15 protein-coding genes are annotated in these 19,776 nt (G+C 68.5%); 3 read left to right on the top strand and 12 right to left on the bottom strand.

Annotation, left to right across the window (positions count from 1 at the left end):
- Nucleotides 1–152 precede the first annotated feature (152 nt).
- The 9 genes from proB to ACFWVD_RS20730 all read right to left on the bottom strand — a co-directional run bounded on the left by proB (nucleotide 153) and on the right by ACFWVD_RS20730 (nucleotide 12,547).
- A complete protein-coding gene (proB, locus tag ACFWVD_RS20770; protein ID WP_379245126.1) occupies nucleotides 153–1,256 on the bottom strand; it encodes a glutamate 5-kinase in 1,104 nt (367 codons plus the stop codon).
- A 103-nt stretch (nucleotides 1,257–1,359) separates the two neighbouring features.
- The gene (gene obgE, locus ACFWVD_RS20765; protein ID WP_379245124.1) at nucleotides 1,360–2,823 is read right to left on the bottom strand and encodes a GTPase ObgE; all 1,464 of its coding nucleotides are present in this window, start codon (nucleotides 2,821–2,823) and stop codon (nucleotides 1,360–1,362) included.
- A gap of 91 nt (nucleotides 2,824–2,914) precedes the next feature.
- Nucleotides 2,915–3,181: a 50S ribosomal protein L27 gene (gene rpmA, locus ACFWVD_RS20760; protein WP_379245122.1), complete on the bottom strand. Its 267-nt coding sequence runs from the start codon at nucleotides 3,179–3,181 to the stop codon at nucleotides 2,915–2,917.
- 24 nt (nucleotides 3,182–3,205) lie between these two features.
- Complete coding sequence (rplU, locus tag ACFWVD_RS20755; RefSeq protein WP_194828727.1) at nucleotides 3,206–3,517, bottom strand: 50S ribosomal protein L21; 312 nt, start codon at nucleotides 3,515–3,517, stop codon at nucleotides 3,206–3,208.
- Nucleotides 3,518–3,750: 233 nt separating this feature from the next.
- Nucleotides 3,751–6,882: a translation initiation factor IF-2 N-terminal domain-containing protein gene (locus ACFWVD_RS20750; RefSeq protein WP_379245120.1), complete on the bottom strand. Its 3,132-nt coding sequence runs from the start codon at nucleotides 6,880–6,882 to the stop codon at nucleotides 3,751–3,753.
- A gap of 534 nt (nucleotides 6,883–7,416) precedes the next feature.
- Nucleotides 7,417–7,833, bottom strand: coding sequence for a nucleoside-diphosphate kinase (gene ndk, locus ACFWVD_RS20745; RefSeq protein WP_379245118.1), 417 nt, complete (start codon nucleotides 7,831–7,833; stop codon nucleotides 7,417–7,419).
- Nucleotides 7,834–7,986: 153 nt separating this feature from the next.
- On the bottom strand, nucleotides 7,987–8,379 hold the full coding sequence (locus tag ACFWVD_RS20740; protein ID WP_379245116.1) for a DUF4233 domain-containing protein: 393 nt from the start codon (nucleotides 8,377–8,379) through the stop codon (nucleotides 7,987–7,989).
- Nucleotides 8,376–9,746, bottom strand: a complete 1,371-nt coding sequence (locus tag ACFWVD_RS20735) for a bifunctional folylpolyglutamate synthase/dihydrofolate synthase (RefSeq protein ID WP_379245140.1) — start codon at nucleotides 9,744–9,746, stop codon at nucleotides 8,376–8,378. Before ACFWVD_RS20735 ends, ACFWVD_RS20740 begins: the two co-directional genes overlap by 4 nt.
- A gap of 122 nt (nucleotides 9,747–9,868) precedes the next feature.
- Nucleotides 9,869–12,547: a valine--tRNA ligase gene (locus ACFWVD_RS20730; protein WP_379245114.1), complete on the bottom strand. Its 2,679-nt coding sequence runs from the start codon at nucleotides 12,545–12,547 to the stop codon at nucleotides 9,869–9,871.
- A 310-nt stretch (nucleotides 12,548–12,857) separates the two neighbouring features.
- On the opposite strand from ACFWVD_RS20730, the gene ACFWVD_RS20725 reads away from it, so the two are divergent.
- Nucleotides 12,858–13,541 carry an AAA family ATPase gene (locus ACFWVD_RS20725; protein WP_379245112.1) on the top strand — a complete coding sequence of 228 codons (684 nt, stop codon included), beginning with the start codon at nucleotides 12,858–12,860 and terminating at the stop codon, nucleotides 13,539–13,541.
- A 117-nt stretch (nucleotides 13,542–13,658) separates the two neighbouring features.
- Here the strand turns inward: ACFWVD_RS20725 and ACFWVD_RS20720 are convergent, their stop codons facing one another.
- Both ACFWVD_RS20720 and ACFWVD_RS20715 read right to left on the bottom strand, forming a co-directional pair.
- Complete coding sequence (locus ACFWVD_RS20720; RefSeq protein WP_379245110.1) at nucleotides 13,659–14,606, bottom strand: diacylglycerol kinase family protein; 948 nt, start codon at nucleotides 14,604–14,606, stop codon at nucleotides 13,659–13,661.
- Entirely contained in the window at nucleotides 14,603–16,180 is a 1,578-nt protein-coding gene (locus ACFWVD_RS20715) for an FAD-binding oxidoreductase (protein ID WP_379245138.1), read from the bottom strand. The genes ACFWVD_RS20720 and ACFWVD_RS20715 overlap by 4 nt, the downstream gene beginning before the upstream one ends.
- 246 nt (nucleotides 16,181–16,426) lie before the next feature.
- Here ACFWVD_RS20715 and ACFWVD_RS20710 point away from each other — a divergent pair, with 246 nt between their 5' ends.
- Together ACFWVD_RS20710 and ACFWVD_RS20705 are read left to right on the top strand one after the other, a co-directional pair.
- The gene (locus tag ACFWVD_RS20710; protein WP_379245108.1) at nucleotides 16,427–17,044 is read left to right on the top strand and encodes a TetR/AcrR family transcriptional regulator; all 618 of its coding nucleotides are present in this window, start codon (nucleotides 16,427–16,429) and stop codon (nucleotides 17,042–17,044) included.
- On the top strand, nucleotides 17,034–18,572 hold the full coding sequence (locus tag ACFWVD_RS20705; protein ID WP_379245106.1) for a glycerol-3-phosphate dehydrogenase/oxidase: 1,539 nt from the start codon (nucleotides 17,034–17,036) through the stop codon (nucleotides 18,570–18,572). The genes ACFWVD_RS20710 and ACFWVD_RS20705 overlap by 11 nt, the downstream gene beginning before the upstream one ends.
- Here ACFWVD_RS20705 and ACFWVD_RS20700 read toward each other — a convergent pair.
- Complete coding sequence (locus tag ACFWVD_RS20700; RefSeq protein WP_379245104.1) at nucleotides 18,562–19,722, bottom strand: GNAT family N-acetyltransferase; 1,161 nt, start codon at nucleotides 19,720–19,722, stop codon at nucleotides 18,562–18,564. The genes ACFWVD_RS20705 and ACFWVD_RS20700 overlap by 11 nt on opposite strands.
- Nucleotides 19,723–19,776 lie beyond the last annotated feature (54 nt).

Here is a 19,776-nt window from a genome sequence, read left to right as displayed (position 1 = left end):
GCCTCAAGCAACGGTGGCTAACTCGCGGCCCCTCAGGGGCCGCGCTCGAGCGCGCCAGCGCTCCAAAAACACAGCCTCAAACAACCCGGGACCACTCAAACCTCGTGGCTTTGCCGGACCACCCCGCCCCGGCACCACCCAAACCCCAGCCCCTAAACCTTCACCAAATCATCCGCATGAATCACCGGACGCTGCATAGTCTCAGGCAAATCGGCAGTAGACCGCCCGATCATCGCAGCAACCTCAGCACTGTCGTACTCGACAACCCCCCGAGCGACAACAACACCCTCAGGACTCACCAAATCCACCACATCCCCCCCGAAGAACCGCCCCCGAATCCCCGTAATCCCCGCAGCCAACAGCGAATGCCGCCCAGCCACCGCATCCACGGCACCGGCATCCAACAACACCGCCCCCCGCGGATCAGCAGCATGTCGCACCCAGAACTTGCGCCCCGACAACCGAACTGCGCGAGCAGCGAACGCAGTCCCCACAGCACCGTCGGTCAGCGCGGACGAAGCATCGGCCGCCGAGGCCAACAGCACCGGAATCCCCGCATCAGCGGCCAGTCGCGCAGCGGATAGCTTCGACGCCATTCCCCCGGTACCCAGCGCCCCGCCACTACCAGCGATGACACCGTCGAGGTCAGCGCTACTGCGCACCTCGGGAATGAAGTTCGCGGCACCTTTACGCGGGTCACCGTCGTACAACCCCGCCACGTCGGACAGCAGAATCAACGCGTCGGCCCCCACCAGATGCGCGACCAGGGCAGCAAGCCGGTCGTTGTCGCCGAACCGGATCTCCTCGGTAGCCACGGTGTCGTTCTCGTTCACCACCGCGATCGCACCCAGGGCTCGCAACCGATCCAGCGTCCGCTGGGCATTGCGATGATGCTCGCGACGCGCGAAATCGTCTGCGGAGAGCAGGATTTGGCCGACGGTGCGGTCATAACGAGCGAAGGAGGTCCCCCAGGCGTGCGCGAGAGCCAGCTGCCCCACACTGGCCGCGGCCTGCTTGGTCGCCAGGTCCTTGGGCCGTTTCGACAGGCCCAGCGGTGCCAGCCCGGCACCGATCGCGCCCGAGGACACGACCACCACATCCGAACCCGACCGCATCCGCGCTTCGACCGCGTCGGCGAGCAGATCCAGTCGCGCGGTGTCCAACCCGCCTTCGAGGCTGGTCAGCGCCGACGAACCGATCTTCACCACCACGGTGCGCGCCGACACGATCGCCGCGCGGCCCTGACTCACCTGCATCGCTTCACTCCCTGCACCACGATCACCGACGTACTACCGAACCCGCAGTATGCCGATCCCACGGTCGCGCCCGACACCGAATTTCGCCGGGCACGACCGGTTTTCACTCTTTTCGTTCGCCGTTCTCGTCGAGCAGACCACGCCGCGCCTGCGAGGCGAGCTTGCGCTCGGCCGCACCGATGCGGTCGTTGGTCTCCAGGCGCAGGTCGGTGCCGCGACCGGTCGGCTGCATGTCCACACCCGCCGAGATCATCGGCTCCCATTCGAACGTGACGTTGGCGATGGTGACCGGGCAACCCGGCTGCGCACCCTGCTTGACCAGCTCGGCTTCCACACCCAGGCGTGCCAACCGGTCGGCCAGGTAACCCACGGCCTCGTCGTTGTTGAAGTCGGTCTGCTTGATCCAACGCTCGGGGCGGGTACCACGCACGATGAAACCGCCGGCCTCCTCCGGATCGGCGATGACGCTGAAGCCGGTCTCGTCGGTGGCGATCGGGCGGATGATGGGGCGCTTGGGTGCGGCCTTGGGGTGATCCTCGCGGTACTGGCGAACCATGTCGGCCAGCGCGAACGTCAACGGGCGCAGGCCCGCCCGGCTCACGGCGGAGATCTCGAAGACCGGCCAGCCACGTTCGGCGAACTCGGCGGACACCATTTCGGCCAGCTCGGCCGCATCGGGCACGTCGGTCTTGTTGAGGATGACCACGCGCGGACGGTCGGCGAGGTCACCGAGGCTGGCGTCACCGGACAAGGCGGGCTTGTAGGCGGCGAGCTCGGCTTCCAGGGCGTCGACGTCGGAGACCGGGTCGCGGCCGGGTTCCAGGGTCGCGCAGTCCACGACGTGGGCCAGCACCGCGCAGCGTTCGATGTGGCGCAGGAAGTCCAGGCCCAGGCCTCGGCCTTCGCTGGCGCCGGGGATCAGGCCGGGCACGTCGGCGATGGTGAAGGTGGTGTCACCCGACAGCACCACGCCCAGGTTCGGGACCAGCGTGGTGAACGGGTAGTCGGCGATCTTCGGCTTGGCCGCGGACAGCACCGAGACCAGTGACGACTTGCCCGCGGACGGGAACCCGACCAGGCCGACATCGGCGACCGACTTCAGCTCGAGAACGACATCGACCTCGTCGCCCTCTTCACCGAGCAACGCGAAACCGGGCGCCTTGCGGGCCTTGGACGCCAGCGACGCGTTGCCCAGGCCACCGCGGCCGCCACGGGCGATGATGAACCGGTTGCCCGCGCCGACGAGGTCGCAGACCACCTTGCCGTCGTCATCGACGACGACCGTGCCGTCGGGGACCTGCAGCACCAGATCGGCGCCGTTCTTGCCCTCCCGGTTACTGCCCTCGCCCGGCTTGCCGTTGCCCGCCTTGGCGTTGGGGTGGAAGTGGAAGTCGAGCAGGGTGTGCACGTTGGCGTCGACCTCGAGGATCACGTCGCCACCACTGCCGCCGTTGCCGCCGTCGGGCCCGCCGAGAGGCTTGAATTTCTCACGATGCACCGAGGCACAACCGTGTCCACCTCTACCGGCATGAACATGCAGCACGACGCGGTCGATGAATTTGGACATGGATTGATTCTCCTCCTTGTGCACCAAAAAGCGGGTCAGGGAAACAACCCTGACCCGCTCTGGTGTCTGTGGGGAGCAAAGCTCCAGGCGGTCAGGCCTGGACCGGCTCCGGTACGACGATGTTGATGGTCTTGCGGCCACGCTTGGTGCCGAACTCGACCGCGCCCGCTTCGAGAGCGAACAGGGTGTCGTCGCCACCACGGCCGACGTTCACGCCCGGGTGGAAGTGGGTTCCGCGCTGACGGACCAGGATCTCGCCCGCGCTGACCTTCTGGCCGCCGAAACGCTTCACGCCGAGGCGCTGTGCGTTCGAATCGCGGCCGTTCCGGGAGCTGGATGCGCCCTTCTTATGTGCCATTGCTTCGTCTCCTCGGGAAAATTCTTACTTGATGCCGGTGACCTTGATGACCGTCAGCGGCTGACGGTGACCCTGGCGCTTGTGGTAGCCGGTCTTGTTCTTGAACTTGTGGATCCGGATCTTCGGGCCCTTGGTCTGGTCGATGACCTCAGCTGCCACGGAGATCTTGGCCAGCTTGTCGGCGTCGGTGGTCAGATCGGTGCCGTCGACGACGAGAACCGGGGTCAACGCCACGGCGGTGCCGACGGGACCCTCGATCTTCTCGACCTTCACCAGGTCACCGACCGCGACCTTGTACTGCTTTCCGCCGGTCTTGACGATTGCGTACGCTGCCATCGGTCGGCTTCCTCCACTCACATTGGTGCTGCACATGTCCACGCCGCAGCTGCGACGTGTATTTCTGGGCTCATCCCCGCAAGAGCGGGGGAAGAACGTTTGCTGCCTGCGGTACGCATCCGGCCTGTTCGGCCAGACGCTCAATCACTGGGCAGCGACCGACCTAGGTTACCAGAACGGTATCCACTACCCCAATTCGGCCGGTCAAGGACCGAATTGGGGCAACGGTCGAGCTACTTCGTGTCGGTCGGCGCGCCCGCGGGGCGACCCACGGCGCGTCGACGCGGCTTGCGTTCGGGCACGACCACGGGCTCCGCGGCAAAGTCCACGACGGCCGCTGCGGGCGGCTGATCGTTGGCCGACAGCACGAACACGGCGCCCGCGCTGTCCTGTGCGGGTGCGGCCGTAGAGCGGGCTACGCGGCGCCTACGTGGTGCGCGAGCCGCGGGTTCGGCGGCAGCCGGTTCTGGCTGCGGAGTCTCGACAACCTCGGGCTCGACAACCGGCGCCTCGACGACCGGGGCCTCGGCGACGGTCTCGACGGGTGTCGAGGTCACCTCCTCCTCGGGTTCGGCGGACATGACCCCGGTCAGCGGACCCTCGGTACTCGGCTCGCTGTGCGCGGCCGCGGATCCACGGCCCGACCTGCGCGAACGCGACCGCGAACGCGACCGGGTGGCAGGCTCGACAGCTGCTTCCTCGACCACCTCGACGTCCAACGGCTCGTCCTCGTGGTGACCGGTCATCGCCAGCACCACCGGGTGAGCCCGCTTGACCGCGATCTCCTCCTCGGCGTGCTCGACGACCGGTGCGGTGCCGTTGGTCGCGGGTGCCGCGGCCACGGCGGGCTTGTCGCGATCCTTGCCGCGACGACGCCGCGCACTGTCCTTGGTCCGCGGTTCCTCCACACCCGACCCGGAATCCACCGGGTAGGAGTGCACAAGAATGCCGCGCCCGTTGCAGTGCTCACAGGTGGTGGAGAACGCCTCGACCAGCCCGGTACCCAGCTTCTTGCGGGTCATCTGGACCAGACCCAGCGAGGTGACTTCCGACACCTGGTGGCGGGTGCGGTCGCGACCCAGCGCCTCGGTGAGACGACGCAGCACCAGGTCACGGTTGGATTCCAGGACCATGTCGATGAAGTCGACCACGATCATGCCGCCGATATCGCGCAGCCGCATCTGGCGCACGATCTCCTCGGCCGCTTCCAGGTTGTTCTTGGTCACGGTCTCCTCGAGGTTCGAGGAGCCCGAGCCGGTGAACTTGCCGGTGTTGACGTCGACCACGGTCATGGCCTCGGTGCGATCGATCACGAGGGTGCCACCCGAGGGCAGCCACACCTTGCGATCCAGTGCCTTGGCCAGCTGTTCGTCGATGCGGTAGGCGTCGAACACGTCGACGCCGTTGTTCTCGTGCCGGTTGACCCGCGGGAGCAGGTCCGGCGCGACGGTGCGCACGTACGTTTCGACGGTGCTCCACGCGCGGTCGCCTTCGATGACCAGCTTGGCGAAGTCCTCGTTGAACAGGTCGCGGATGACCTTGACCAGCATGTCGGGCTCTTCGTAGAGGGCCTTGGGTGCGTTGGTCTCCTTGGCGGCGGCCTCTTCGATGGTGCGCCAGGCGGCCTGCAGCCGTTCGACGTCGCGGGCCAGTTCGGGCTCGCTGACACCCTCGGACGCGGTGCGGATGATCACACCGGCATCGGACGGGACGATGTCGCGCAGGATCTCCTTGAGCCGCTTGCGCTCGGTGTCGGGCAGCTTGCGGCTGATCCCGGTCGACGTGCCACCGGGCACGTACACCAGGAAGCGACCGGCCAGGGAGATCTGGGTGGTCAGGCGGGCGCCCTTGTGACCGACGGGGTCCTTGGACACCTGCACCAGCACCGTGTCGCCGGGCTTGAGCGCCTGTTCGATCTTGCGCTCACGACCACCGAGACCGGCGGCCTCCCAGTTCACCTCACCGGCGTAGAGCACGCCGTTGCGGCCGCGGCCGATGTCGATGAACGCGGCTTCCATGCTGGGCAGCACGTTCTGGACCTTGCCGAGGTAGACATTGCCCACCATCGACGCCTGGCCGGAACTGGTCACGAAGTGCTCGACGAGGATGTTGTCCTCGAGCACCGCGACCTGCGTGGTGGTCTGGTGACCCGGTGCGTGTTCGGCGGGGTCGAACGCCTTCTCGCGCACGACCATGACGCGATCCACGGCCTCGCGGCGAGCCAGGAACTCCGACTCGGTCAGGATCGGCGGACGACGACGCCCCGCCTCGCGACCGTCGCGGCGACGCTGGCGCTTGGCTTCCAGACGGGTGGAGCCGGAAATGCCCTGCACCTCGTCGGGGTTGCTCGCGCCGGCACGCTCGCGCCGCTTGTTGCGGGGCTCGCGCTCGTGCACGACGGTGTTGGGAGGATCGTCCTCGGTGACGGTCTCGGTCTCGGCGGACTCGCCACCGACCTTGCGGCGGCGACGACGGCGACGGCGACGGCTGGCGCCATCGGAGGTTCCGTCCTCGTCGTCGGCGTCCTCGGCCTCGGCCTCGGCGGCAACGCTGGTCGGCTCGGCCTCGGCGGCGACCGGTTCGGCCTGCTGCTCGGCCTCGTCGGTGTCGTCGTCGTCGGACTCGGTGTCCTCGCCGTCGGCGGACTGCTCGCCACGACCACGACCGCGGCCACGACGGCCACGACGGCGGCGGCGCGGCTGGCCGTCGGCATCGTGGTCGTTGTCGTCGGCGGCGTCGTCAGCGGACTCGTCGGTGACCTCGGCCTCGGCCTCGATCTCCTCGACCGGCGCGGCGACGGGCTCCTCGCGCTTGGGGGTCCGGTCCGCGCGACGGCGCTTGCGGGTCTCCTCGGCGGCGGTGGCATCCGGGGGCAGGAACAGCGGCATACCCACCGAAGCGGGCGCTTCGAAGGCGGGTGCCTCGACCTGCGGGGTGGTATCGGCGGACCGGTGGGTGAACAGGTCCGTGTGGGCGTCCTCGCGCATGGCGGCGAACACCTCGTCGGTGCGCGCGACATGCGGTGCGGAGAACAGCGACGCGGGCGCCGCGGAGGTGTTGGCCGGCTGCTCGGCGACGGGGGTGGACGCGGCGCGCTGCTTCTTGGCGCGCGTCGCGGGTGCTGCGGGTTCGCTGGGGGCGCCGGGTTCGGCGTCAGCGGCGGCGATCGCGTCGCGCACCGTTTCGGCGACCGCGCGATCGACATTGGATTGCACGCTGCGCGCCTCGGCGCCCAGCTCGGCCAGTTTGGCCAGGATGCGTTTGCTGGTCACTCCCAACCGTTTGGCCAGTGCATGAACTCGAATTCGCTCCGGCAATTGATCGGCATCCTGTTGTGTTGTGTCCAGCGGCTCTTTTTCGGCCACGAAGTCTCCTCGGGCCCCCGGGCGCGTCCATCCCCGGTACGGGAGTGACGCGGCCGACGCGGGGGCATCGTCCGTGCACCTCGCACCCGATGGTACGAGGGTCATCTGGTCTCGCCCCGCGTGTCCGGTCGCACCTTTGATCGATCATCTGGCGGGCCAACCGGTCACACGGCGCCTGGCTGTACGGCGTGCCACCGCGCTTACGAGCGCTCATCCAGCGTGCCACGCGGACAGCCCCAGCAACAGGGCCATTCTGTGGCAGCGATGATCGGCATCAACCGCGGTGTCATCCGGTCATGTCCGCCGCCGCGTCGCGTACCTGCGCAACAAGTCGACGTCGAACACATCCGTGTTCAGTATCCCATACCGTTCGCGCGGGGATCGCCATCGGCGCAACTCACGCGAACTGTGCCCCGCTCACGACCGGAGTATTCCTCGGTGGATCCCGTGAGCCAGGGCCACCCGGCCGGGCGGAGTCGATACCGCCTGACCGGGTGTCCTACTTGTTTCTGCCGCGGTGCGAACCTGCGAGGGTCAGGCCGGGAATTCGGGGAACCAGAGGGCGATCTCGCGCTTGGCGGACTCGGGCGAGTCGGACCCGTGGACCAGGTTGAACTGGGTCTCGAGGCCCAGATCGCCGCGGATGGAACCGGGCACGGCCTTCTCGACGGGGTCGGTGCCACCGGCGAGCTGACGGAACGCCGCGATCGCGCGGGGACCTTCCAGCACGGCCGCGAGGACCGGGCCGGAGGTGATGAATTCGATCAGCGAGCCGAAGAACGGCCGCTCGGCGTGCTCGGCGTAGTGCTCGGCCGCGAGCTCGGGGGACACGTTCTTCAGTTCCAGCGCCGCGAAAGTGAGGCCCTTGCGCTCGATCCGCGCGAGAATCTCGCCGACGAGGCCACGGGAGACACCGTCCGGCTTGATCAGTACCAACGTCTGCTCAGTCACGGGGGTAACCCTAGCGTCGGCCGTGTCAGCACGCGGATCGGGCCCTCGAGCCGGGGCCGGCGGCTGTCAGGACTCGACGACTTTCGTCGACTGGGACTCAGGAATTCGAACGCATTCGCTGACTGGGTAGTAGTCCTGCGTACCCGGCAACCGTCAGGAATTCGAACGCATCCGCTGACTGGGTAGTAGTCCTGCGTCCATGCGACGTTGGACATCGGCGCGCAGAATCAGAATGAACGCCCATACCGCGATGAACACCACCGCGATCACGCCGATCGACAGGTGGATGAACGCACCGGCCAGCAGCAGCACCTGCAAACCCAGGTTGAACGGGATCGCCCACGGCTTCCGCTGCACACCCGCGCCCGCGATCATCAGCAGCGACAGCACCACCAGGTAGGTGCCCGACAACCACGTCACACCGCCACCGACATCGGCGACCACCGGCAACGCCAGCAGCACGACGATCGCCTCGAGGATCAACGTCCCCGCCATCACCCCGCGCAGACCCTTCCAGGGGTCAGGAACAGTGGGCGCCTCACTCATGCCGGTCCCTTTCCGAACAGTGCGCGCGCGGCCCCGGCGGTGACGACCGACCCGGTGACGATCACGCCGGCGCCGGAGATCACGTCACCTTCGTCGCCCGCCTGCTCGGCCAGCGCGATCGCCGACTCGAGTGCGTCGGGCAGGGTTTCGGCGGTGATCACGCGTTCGTCGCCGAACCGCTGCACGGCCAGGTCGGCCAGCGCGTCGACGTCCATGCCGCGCGGGGAACCGTTGCTGGTGACCACGATCTCGTCGAAGATCGGCTCGAGCGCGTCGAGGATCCCGCCCGCGTCCTTGTCGGCCAGCACCGCGACCACGCCGACCAATTTGCGGAAGTCGAACTCGCTGGTCAGCGTCTTGGCCAGGGCTTGCGCGCCGGCCGGATTGTGCGCGGCGTCGACGAAGATGGTGGGCGCGTTGCGCATTCGTTCCATCCGGCCGGGGCTGGCCACACTCGCGAAACCGGTGCGCACGGCTTCGATATCGAGCTGACGATCCGCGCCCGCGCCGAAGAAGGCTTCCACCGCGGCCAGTGCGAGCGAGGCGTTGCGGGCCTGGTGTTCGCCGTGCAGCGGCAGGAAGATCTCGTCGTAGACGCCGCCCAGACCCTGCAGGGTCAGCAGCTGTCCACCGACGGCGACCGCGCGTTCCAGCACTCGGAACTCCGCGCCCTCGCGGGCAACGGCGGCGTCCTCGGCCACGGCGCGCCGCAACAGCACGTCCATCACCTCGGGCGGCTGCTCGGCGATCACCGCGACGGTGTCGGTGGGGATCAGCGCTTCGGGGGCGCGCTTGATGATCCCGGCCTTCTCCTTGGCGATCGACTCGAGGTCGGGGCCCAGATAGTCGGTGTGGTCCAGGCCGATCGGGGTGATCACCGCGACCTGCGCCTGGATCACATTGGTGGCGTCCCACGTGCCACCCATGCCGGTTTCGACCACGGCCACGTCGACCGGGGCTTCGGCGAACGCGGCGTAGGCCATGGCGGTGAGCACCTCGAACTTGCTCATCGCCGGACCGCCGGTTTCCGCGGAACGCAGGTCGACCATGCCGATGTACGGCGCGAGTTCGTGGTAGGTCGCCACGTAGTCGGCCGGGGTGATCGGCGCGTTGTCGATGCTGATCCGCTCGGTCGCCAGCTGCAGGTGCGGGCTGGTGATCCGGCCGGTGCGCCGGTGCAGGGCGGTGAGCAGGGCGTCGATCATCCTGGTCACCGAGGTCTTGCCGTTGGTGCCCGCGATGTGGATGGCCGGGTAGTTGTGCTGCGGGTTGCCCAGCAGATCCATCAGGGTGGAGATCCGGGTGAGCGAGGGCTCGATCTTGGTTTCGGGCCAGCGCTTGTCGAGTTCGGCTTCGACCAGGGCCATTTCGGCGAGGTCGACCGGTGAGGGGCCGGTGTCGGGACGAGCCTCCTCGTAGCCGGTACCACCGAAGTCGCCGCTGTCGGGCTCGATGTCCTCGGGGTCGATATCGAAGGGGCCCAGGTCGCTCATTTGGCGCTCAGCTCCGCCAGGCGGGCGCCGATGCGCGCGACTTCGGCCGTGGCCACATCCCGACGCGCGGTGATCTTGTCCACCACCGGCTGCGGCGCCTTGGCCAGGAAGGCCTCATTGCCGAGCTTGGCGGTGGTGGTGTCGAGGTCCTTCTGCGCCGACGCGAGATCCTTCTCCAGGCGTCGACGTTCGGCGTCGAGGTCGATCGCGCCGGAGGTGTCCAGCTGCACGGTGACGGTGCCGCCGGACAGGCGCACCTCCACCTCCGCGGTGGTGGCGAAGTCGTCACCGGGTTCGGTGAGGCGGGCCAGGTTGGCCACCGAATCGGCGAAACCGCTCAGTCCGGCCTCCTCGATGCCGACCAGGGTGGCCTTGACCTTCTGCTTGTCGGCCAGGCCCTGATCGCCACGGAACCGGCGGATCTCGGTGATCAGGCGCTGGGTGTCGGCCACGCGCTGGGCGGCGAGTTCGTCGGTGGCGATGCCACTGGCCTGCGGCCACGCCGCGATCACCAGCGATTCGCCGCCGGTCAGTGCCTTCCACAGCGTTTCGGTGACGAACGGGATCACCGGGTGCAGCAGGCGAAGCACCGCGTCGAGCACGGTGCCCAGCACCACCGCGGTGCTCTCGGCGCGCGCGTCGGACTCGGCGAACTGGACCTTGGACAGCTCCAGGTACCAGTCGCACAGTTCGTCCCAGGCGAAGTGGTACAGCGCCTCGCAGGCCTTGCCGAATTCGTAGGCGTCGAACGCTGTGTCGACGTCGGCGCGGACCTCGTCGAGCCGGTCGATGATCCAGCGGTCGGCGTCGGTGAGGGTGTCGCGCGGGGGCAGGTCACCCGTGCGCGCGCCGTTCATCAGCGCGAACTTGGTGGCGTTGAACAGCTTGGTGACAAAGCTGCGCGAGGCCAGCGCGTGCGCGTCGCCGACGGACAGGTCGCCGCCGGGCTGAGCGCCGCGGGCCAGGGTGAAGCGCAGCGCGTCGGCGCCGTAGGAGTTGATCCAGTCCAGGGGGTCGATGCCGTTGCCGCGCGACTTCGACATCTTCTTGCCGTGCTGATCGCGGATCAGACCGTGCAGGAACACGTCTTCGAACGGCACCTGCTTCTGCGAACCCTTACCGGCGGTGAGCACGGGATCGTCGCTGACCGACATGCCGAACATCATCATCCGGGCCACCCAGAAGAACAGGATGTCGTAACCGGTGACGAGCACGCTGGTCGGATAGAACTTCGCCAGCTCGGGCGTGGCGTCGGGCCAGCCCATGGTCGAGAACGGCCACAGACCCGAGGAGAACCAGGTGTCGAGCACGTCGGGGTCCTGCACCCAGCCTTCGGGCGCTTCCTCGCCGGGGCCGAGGCACACGATCTCGCCTTCGGGGCCGTACCAGATCGGGATGCGGTGGCCCCACCACAGCTGACGCGAGATGCACCAGTCGTGCATGTTGTCGACCCAGTCGAACCAGCGCGGTTCCTGGCTGGCCGGGTGGATCTTCACGTCGCCTTCGCGCACGGCGTCGCCGGCGGCCTTGGCCAGGGTGTCGACCTTGACCCACCACTGCATCGACAGGCGCGGTTCGATCGGCTCGCCGGAGCGCTCCGAGTGACCGACCTGGTGCTTGTAGGGGAACTTGCGTCCGACGATGCGGCCCTCGGCCTCGAGACGCTCGCGGATCTTCACGCGGGCTTCGAACCGGTCCATGCCGTCGAATTCGGTGCCGGTGTCGGCGATCCGGCCGGCCTTGTCCATGATCGTGGGCATCGGCAGGCCGTGGCGCAGGCCGAGCTCGAAGTCGTTGGGGTCGTGCGCGGGCGTGATCTTCACTGCGCCGGAACCGAATTCGGGATCGACGTAGTCGTCGGCCACGATCGGGATCTGACGGCCGGTGATCGGGTGGTAGAGCGTGGTGCCGATCAGCGCCTTGTACCGCTCGTCGTCGGGGTGCACGGCCACGGCGGTGTCACCGAGCATCGTCTCCACGCGGGTGGTGGCCACGATCACGTGTGGCTCGTCATCGTTCAGCGACCCGAACCGCATGCTCACGAGCTCGCCGTCGACCTCCTTGTGGTCGACCTCGAGATCGGAGATGCCGGTCTGCAGCACCGGCGACCAGTTCACCAGTCGTTCGGCGCGGTAGATCAGGCCCGTGTCGTACAGGCGCTTGAAGATCGTCTGGACCGCGCGCGACAGGCCGTCGTCCATGGTGAAACGGTCGCGGCTCCAGTCCACGCCGTCGCCGAGGCGTCGCATCTGCCCCTGGATCTGACCGCCGGACTCGCGCTTCCAGTCCCACACCTTGTCGATGAACAGCTCGCGACCGAAGTCCTCTTTGGTCTTGCCGTCGGCGGCCAGCTGCTTCTCCACCACGGTCTGGGTGGCAATGCCCGCGTGGTCCATGCCGGGCAGCCACAGCACCTCGTAGCCCTGCATCCGCTTGCGGCGGGTGAGCAGATCCATGATCGTGTGGTCCAGGGCGTGGCCCATGTGCAGGGTGCCGGTGACGTTGGGCGGCGGCAACACTATCGAGTACGGCGGCTTGGCCGAGGAGGCGTCGGCGGTGAAGTATCCCGCGTTGACCCAGCCCTCGTACAGGTCGGCCTCTACCTCGCTGGGGTTCCAGCTCTTGGGCAGGGCATCGGCACGATTACGCGAGTTCTCCGGGGCTGTGGCGGTCACGTCCCAATCCTAAGGGGAGGCGGCGACACCTTTTTCCCCGCCTACCCGCGCACAAAAAAAGACGGAATCTTCGGTGGATGAGGGACACCGAAGACTCCGTCTACACCTGTGATCCTACCGGCGATCGCGCCCACCTCGAAGAATCCATATGGAATTCTCAGATTCGACCCCGCGCAGGTCAGCAAGGCCTATGACGCGCCACGGCGACACGCGGAAACCCTTGCGCGCCAAGCACTCCCCCGGACCCGCAGCGGCCTATCAGGGAAATCCCTGATTGCCGTTTTGTCCGCTTTACCGGATCCTGGAGAGGGTGACGCCCCCGCTCGATTCCGACTCGGCCCCCACCCACCGATCGGCACCCCGAATCATCACCCCGGCCGCCCTGGTGGACCTACGCGCGGGCGAGGTCGACGAACTGCGCTACCCGGCCGGCACGGTGCTGGTGTTCGCCGGTGTGCCCGGGGCGGGCAAGTCCACCGCGCTGCACCGGCTGTTCGGTGCGGGCCCCGATGCCGAGCAGTCGGTGCGGTCCGCGTCGGGCGCGCTGGTCCTGGATTCCAACCACACGCGCAACCGGCTGCGCCATCGTCTGGGGTGGGCGCCCTATTCGCTGTGGCGACCGCTGGTGCATTTGGCGCACTACCGCGCGATCCGCGACGCACTGCGCGCGGACAACGGCCCGGTCGCCATCCACGATTGCGCGACATTCCGGTGGAGTCGCCGCCTGATCGTGCGCTGGGCCGCGCAAGGCCGGCGCGAGCTGCACATGGTGCTCATCGACGTGCCCGCGATGCAGGCCAGGCACGGTCAGATCAGCCGAGGGCGCAGGGTCAACAGTGTCGCGTTCACCGCACACTGCCGTCGCTGGGCGGCGATGATGCGCGAACTCGACACGCTCGAACCCGAGACCGCGCCGCTGTCGGCGACGTCGGTGGTGATCATCGACCGGCCGACCTTGGCCGCGGTGTCACGCATCGGGTTCGACGCGGCCTGAGTTCAGGGCACCAGCACAAGCCGACGCGCCCGGCATCGCCTCCACGGTCACCTCGGCCTGAGTTCAGGGCACCAACACAGCCAAGGCGCCCGGCCTCGCCTCCACGTTGGCCTTAGGTCAGGGCACCAGCACAGCCAACGCCCCCGGCATCGCCTGCACCGTCACCGGCAACATTCCCGCCGGCTCGCCATCAGCGGTGGCATACCCACCCGGCGCACTGACGGTGATCCGTCGCGCCCGGTACCGCTTCGTCGCGGGATGGTCGATGCGCTTGCCCGCCGACAGCGCGGGCAGCAACCGACCCATCTCCCAGCGCGACACCGCGCCGACCACGGTGATGTCGAGATACCCGTCGTCTGCCTTGGCCTCTGGGCACACCAACATCCCGCCCCCGTAGGTGCGGGTGTTACCGATGGGCGCCATCACCGCGTCGGTCATGATCACCACGTGTTGGTCGGGCGGGTTGTCCAGGGCGCCCGGTGCCAGCCCGGACATCTCGATGCGGAACGGCAGGGTGTAGCCGCGCAGCAGTTCCGCCACCGCCGCCACGGTGTAGCGCAGTGGTCCGCGCGGGTATCGCATGCCGTTGGCGCGCAACGTGACTCGCGCGTCGAAGCCGGTGCCGACCACGGTCGCGAACCAGGTGGGGGTGGCGTCGGGCGATTCGATCCGGCCCAGATCCAGCGTGCGGACGCGACCGTCGAGCAGGATCCGCACGGCCGCGCGCGGGTCGTCGGTGGGAATGCCGAGTTCGCGTGCCAGGTCGTTTCCGGTGCCGGCGGGCACCAGTCCCAGCGGCACACCGCTGTGCGCGACCGCCGCCAGCAGGACGTTCATCAGTCCGTCGCCGCCCACGCAGATCACCGCGTCGGGCCGGTCGGGTCCCGCGAGCTCCGTTCTGACCTGCGCGACAGACGAATCCGCACTCGGCGCGCGCACCTGCGTCACCTCGACACCCTGGGTGGCCAGCTCCGCCAGCACTGCCTCCGTGACACCGTCGCCGCGTCCCGAGCCCGAATGCGGGTTGGTGACTACCAGGACCCGCCGCACCGAATGTTCGCTCACGGCACCAGCTTCCCAGGATTGAGCACCCCGGTGGGGTCGAGTTCGCGCTTCACCGCACGCAACACCCGAACGCCCAGCTCACCGATCTCCGCACCCATCCACGGCCGGTGGTCCGCGCCGACGGCGTGGTGGTGGGTGATGGTGCCGCCCGCGGCGATGATCGCGTCGCCCGCCGCGGACTTGGCGATCTGCCACTGGGCGATCGGGTCGTCGAGCTGCTTGGCCACCACGGTGAAGTACAGCGAGGCACCGGTGGGATAGGTGTGCGAAATATGGCACATGACCAGGGCAGGTGTGCCCTGCGCACCGAGCGCGTCCATCAGCGCACCGGTGACCTTGATCTTGAGATTGGCCAGATTGGCCCAGCTGGTGGCGGTTTCGAGGGTTTCGCACAGCACGCCGACATCCAGCAGCGCGTCGCGCAGGTACGGCGCGGCGAACCGGCCGTGCTCCCACTGTTGCGCGGGCGCCTCGCCCAGCGCGGTGCCACCCGCGGCCGCGAGCAACGCGCTCGCCTCGGCCGACCGGGCGGCCACGTGCGCCGCGCTTCCTTCGAACGTGGTGATGGCGAGGCAGCCCGACACCGGGTCGCGGCCGACGTCGGCGGTGCGAGCCAGGTTCAGTCCCGTCTCCGCTTCGTCGGACAGTCGCAGCACCGTCGGCGCGGCCCCCGCCTGCACGACACTGCGCAGCGCCGCCGCGCCGGTGGCGAAGTCGGGGAACGACCAACCTTGGTAGGCAATGGTTTCCGGCACCGGATGCACGCGCACGGTCACCGAGGTGATGATGCCCAGCGCACCCTCCGACCCGACGAACAGCTCGCGCAGATCCGGCCCCGCCGCCGACGCGGGCGCGCGGCCCAGGTCGAGGGTGCCCTGCGGGGTGGCCACCACCAGCGCCTGGACCATGTCGTCGAACCGGCCGTAGCCCGCCGACGCCTGACCCGACGACCGGGTCGCGGCGAACCCGCCGATGCTGGCGAATTCGAAACTCTGCGGGAAATGTCCCAGCGACAACCCGTGCGCGCCCAGCAGTTGCTCGGCCTGCGGGCCGGTGAGTCCAGCGCCCAGCGTGGCGGTGCCGCTGGCCGGATCGACCTGCGTGAGGGTGTCGAGCCTGCGCAGATCCACCGCGATCACCGTGTCGAACCGCCCGCGCACCGGGTCGACGCCGCCGACCACACTGGTGCCGCCGCCGAACGGGACCACCGCGATGGCGTGCTCGGCGCAGTACCGCAGCAGCGAGATGACCTGCGCGTGGTCGGCGGGGTACACGACGGCGTCGGGGGCGCGCTGCGGCTGTGTGTCGCGGCGGCGCAGCAGGTCCATGGTGCTCTTGCCGCCTGCGTGGCGGAGTCGAGCGATGTCGGCGGTGGTGAGATGTTCGTCACCCACGATCGCGGCCAGGCCGGACTTATCAGTCAAGGTAAGCGTCGACGGAACGAGGGGCACGTCACCCTCGTCACGACGCGCGACCGGGTCACCCGAGATCCCGAAAACCTGTCCGAGCAGACCACGGATCTGCGCCGACAGCGGCTGGTGACCGGCGGCGACGCCCCACGCGTCCCACACCATGCTCGGCGCCACCGTGGCAGACCCGGATTGTTCGTGTTGCATCTCGACCATGCGTTACATAATGACATAAGATGTCAAGCAGTAACCACGCGATATGTCCTCGAGTCGGCATCGGCACCGCTGTCGGATGTCACTGCCGCACTTTCCCAACCGCAACCTGCCTGGTCCGCTCGATACCCTGGGGCGTTCCAGCTCGACCACGGCGCCACCACCCGGCGCCACCGAACACACCGGCGGTGAAGCACGATGATCGACCTCGCTACCCACGCTGACCAGCTTTCGCCAACAGACGTGGCGATTCTCGATGCCACGCGGGCCTGCGTCGTAGATTTCGGAGTTCGTCGCACCACGCTCACCGAGGTGGCGCGTCGAGCGGGCGTCAGCAGGCCGACGGTGTATCGCCGCTGGCCCGACACCGGCTCGCTGATCGCGGAATTGCTGGTGCGGGAACTGCGCACGATCATGGCCGAGACCATGCCCGACACCGGCCTAGGTCGGATTCGGCTGGTGCGCGGGATCGTGGACGGCGCGGCGGCGATTCGGTCGAATGCGGTGTTCGCCAAGATCTTCCGCACCGACACCGATTTGATGCTCACCTATGTGTTCGGTCGACTGGGTCGCAACCAGCGCACGCTGATCGAGCTGTTCGCCACCGTGATCCGGCTAGGCCACACAGATGGGTCGATTCGGGCGGGCGATCCCGAGCACATGGGCACCATGCTGCTGTTGATCGCTCAGTCGGCGGTGCAATCGGCGGGCACGGTCGCGGAACTACTGGCCGGTGCGGAATTCGACGCCGAATTGTCCAGGGCTATCGAGGGTTACCTGCTCCCGCTACCCGAGAAGGACTGTGATGACCGCTGAACTCAATGCCGCACGCCGCACCGCCGAACTGGCCGCACTGCACGCCAATCCCGAGGTCGACCTGGTGGTGATCGGCGGCGGCGTGACCGGCACCGGCGTGGCCCTCGACGCCGCCGCGCGTGGCCTGCGCACAGTTCTGGTGGAGCGCAACGACTTCGCGCACGGCACCAGCCGGTGGAGTTCGAAGCTGGTGCACGGCGGGCTGCGGTACCTGGCGGGCGGTCGGGTGGGGATCGCGCACGAGAGCGCGGTCGAGCGCGGGATCCTGTTGGGCACCACCGCACCGCATCTGGTGCGCCCGATGCCCCAGTTGGTGCCGTTGCTGCCGGAGATCAGGACGGCCCAGAGTTCGCTCATCCGTGCGGGTTTCGCCGCCGGTGACGCCTTGCGGATCAGCGCACGCACCTCCGCCGATACCCTGCCGCGCTCGCGTCGGGTGACCGAGGCCGAGGTACTGCGGTTGGCGCCCACGGTGCGACGTGAGGGACTGCGCGGCGGGCTGCAGGCCTGGGACGGGCAGCTCGTGGACGACGCGCGACTGGTTGTCGCGCTGGCCCGGACCGCGGCGGACCTCGGCGCGACCGTGCTCACCCGCATGGCAGCCTGGACGGCACGCGGCGATTATGTGCTGCTGCGGGACACCATCTCCGGCGAACACCTGGAGGTCACCGCCCGCGCGGTGGTGAACGCGTGCGGCGTGTGGGCGGACGAGATCGACGACAGCATCGAACTGCGCCCCAGCCGCGGCACCCACCTCGTGTTCGACGCCGCCGCGTTCGGAGGTCTGAGTGCCGCGCTGACCGTGCCCGTACCCGGCAGCATCAGCCGTTTCGTGTTCGCGCTACCCGCCGCGCACGGCCGCGTCTACCTCGGTCTCACCGACGAAGCCGCCCCCGGCCCGATCCCCGACGAGCCACAACCCACCGAATCCGAGATCGACTTCCTGCTCGACACGATCAATACGGTCCTACGGGAACCGTTGACCCGCAAGGACATTCGCGGCCAGTTCGCCGGCCTGCGCCCCCTGCTCAAAACCGACGGCGACAGCACCGCCGACATCTCGCGCGAACACGCGGTCATGATCGCACCCGACGACCTGATCACCGTGGTCGGCGGCAAACTCACCACCTACCGCAAGATGGCCGAAGACGCCGTCGACGCCGCCATCGCCCACTCCGGACTCACCGCCGCCCCCTGCCGCACCAAGACCCTCCCCCTGGTCGGCGCGGTCACCGGCGCCGCCCGCGACCGCATCGACGCCCCGCCGGTCCTGATCGAGCGCTACGGCACCGAGGCCACCCAGATCGTCTCCGCCTGGCTGTCCGACCCCGCCCTGGCAGAACCGGTGGCACCCGGAATCGATGTCACCGCAGCCGAATTCGATTTCGCCATCACCCACGAAGGCGCCCTGACCGTCGACGACCTGCTGGACCGCCGCACCCGAATCGGCCTGGTCCCCGCCGACCGAGCGGCGGCGACGCGCGCCGCCGAGAAGGCGTTCGCGCGACACGCCCGCATCACCCGATAGTCCGACCGACTCCGCCGGTTCCGTCGAAGACCCAGGAGGCGAGCTCCGCGCGCATGGACGCGCGGGGCCATTCGTCCAGCCCGTGGGCCAGTTCGGTGGCCCGGATCGCGCGCAGGCCCGGCGGTTCGTCGGCAGCGGCGATATAGGCGAACCCCAGGCGTTCGTAGTACGGCCCGTTCCAGGGCACCTGCGTGAACGTGGTCAGCGTGATCTGGTGCAGCCCACGGTCTTTCGACCAGCGCACCGCGTAGTCGATCAACCGCTTCCCGATCCGCGCACCCGCGTACGCCGGGTCCACCGAGACCTGTTCGATGTGCGGCACACCGTCGACGAAGTCCAACACCAGATACCCGATCGGCCGATCGTGCTCATCGGGCCACACCCACGCCCGCCCCGCAATAATGAAGGCGCGCAACATCTCTCGCGACGGCGGCTCGTCGTCGGCCACCGCGATCATCCCCACCTGCGCGAACGGCGCCCCCGCCCGCACCTCGATCTCCTGCAACGCCCCGATCTCGTCCTCGCGCGCCGGTCGCACCGGCCCGCCGGTCACTACAGGCCGCTGCTGCGTGCGCACGCGACCCTCTCCGCGCGGGGTGGCGAGAATGCCGTTGAGCAGAGCATTCAGCGCCCACCGGCCACGATCGAGTGAGTCCTGCGTCGCCCCGCGGGCCGCCTGCTCCACAGCTTCCGCGGCGATATGTCGCTGGATCAGCCGCACAGCCCACCCCGCCGTCTCGCCATCCAGTCCCCCTTCACGCAACAGCACCACCAACCGCTCGACCAGCGCACGGGCGTGATCGGTGGTCGGGGTCCGCCCGAACCCCACCAGCGCCAGCCCGTCATGCCGCCCCAACGCCTCGATCGCCGCGTCGACCAGCGCGGTCAGCCGCCCCCGCCAGTCCCCTGAAGTGGGCACGGGGATCTGCGCCAACACATGGTCGAGCATCGCCGTCATCAGGTCGTCGCGATGCGCCACGTACACATACAGCGACGCGGCCCCGGTATCGAGTTCCTGGGCGACCCGGCGCATGGTCAGCGCGGCACAGCCGTCGGTGTCGAGGATGCGCAGGCCGGTCTCGATGACGAGTTCGCGGCTCAGGGGTGGTTTCGCCGGTCGTGCCCGGCGACTCACGGGTGCGGCATTCATGTGCCGATCTTACGCGGCGCACGAACACCGTTTGGCACGAACACTGTTCGAAAT

The sequence above is a fragment of the Nocardia sp. NPDC058666 genome (assembly GCF_042714895.1).
Taxonomy (GTDB): Bacteria; Actinomycetota; Actinomycetes; order Mycobacteriales; family Mycobacteriaceae; genus Nocardia.
The sequence above is the reverse complement of the archived record's forward strand: the minus strand, read 5'-3'. Positions and strand labels throughout refer to the sequence as shown.

What these genes read in the sequence shown, in the direction of transcription:
- proB (WP_379245126.1), bottom strand. Translation starts at nt 1,256, where the DNA reads ATGCAGGTGAGTCAGGGCCGCGCGGCGATCGTGTCGGCGCGCACCGTG.
- obgE (WP_379245124.1), bottom strand. Translation starts at nt 2,823, where the DNA reads ATGTCCAAATTCATCGACCGCGTCGTGCTGCATGTTCATGCCGGTAGA.
- rpmA (WP_379245122.1), bottom strand. Translation starts at nt 3,181, where the DNA reads ATGGCACATAAGAAGGGCGCATCCAGCTCCCGGAACGGCCGCGATTCG.
- rplU (WP_194828727.1), bottom strand. Translation starts at nt 3,517, where the DNA reads ATGGCAGCGTACGCAATCGTCAAGACCGGCGGAAAGCAGTACAAGGTC.
- ACFWVD_RS20740 (WP_379245116.1), bottom strand. Translation starts at nt 8,379, where the DNA reads ATGAGTGAGGCGCCCACTGTTCCTGACCCCTGGAAGGGTCTGCGCGGG.
- ACFWVD_RS20735 (WP_379245140.1), bottom strand. Translation starts at nt 9,746, where the DNA reads ATGGCCCTGGTCGAAGCCGAACTCGACAAGCGCTGGCCCGAAACCAAG.
- ACFWVD_RS20715 (WP_379245138.1), bottom strand. Translation starts at nt 16,180, where the DNA reads ATGGTGTGGGACGCGTGGGGCGTCGCCGCCGGTCACCAGCCGCTGTCG.
- ACFWVD_RS20710 (WP_379245108.1), top strand. Translation starts at nt 16,427, where the DNA reads ATGATCGACCTCGCTACCCACGCTGACCAGCTTTCGCCAACAGACGTG.
- ACFWVD_RS20705 (WP_379245106.1), top strand. Translation starts at nt 17,034, where the DNA reads ATGACCGCTGAACTCAATGCCGCACGCCGCACCGCCGAACTGGCCGCA.
- ACFWVD_RS20700 (WP_379245104.1), bottom strand. Translation starts at nt 19,722, where the DNA reads ATGAATGCCGCACCCGTGAGTCGCCGGGCACGACCGGCGAAACCACCC.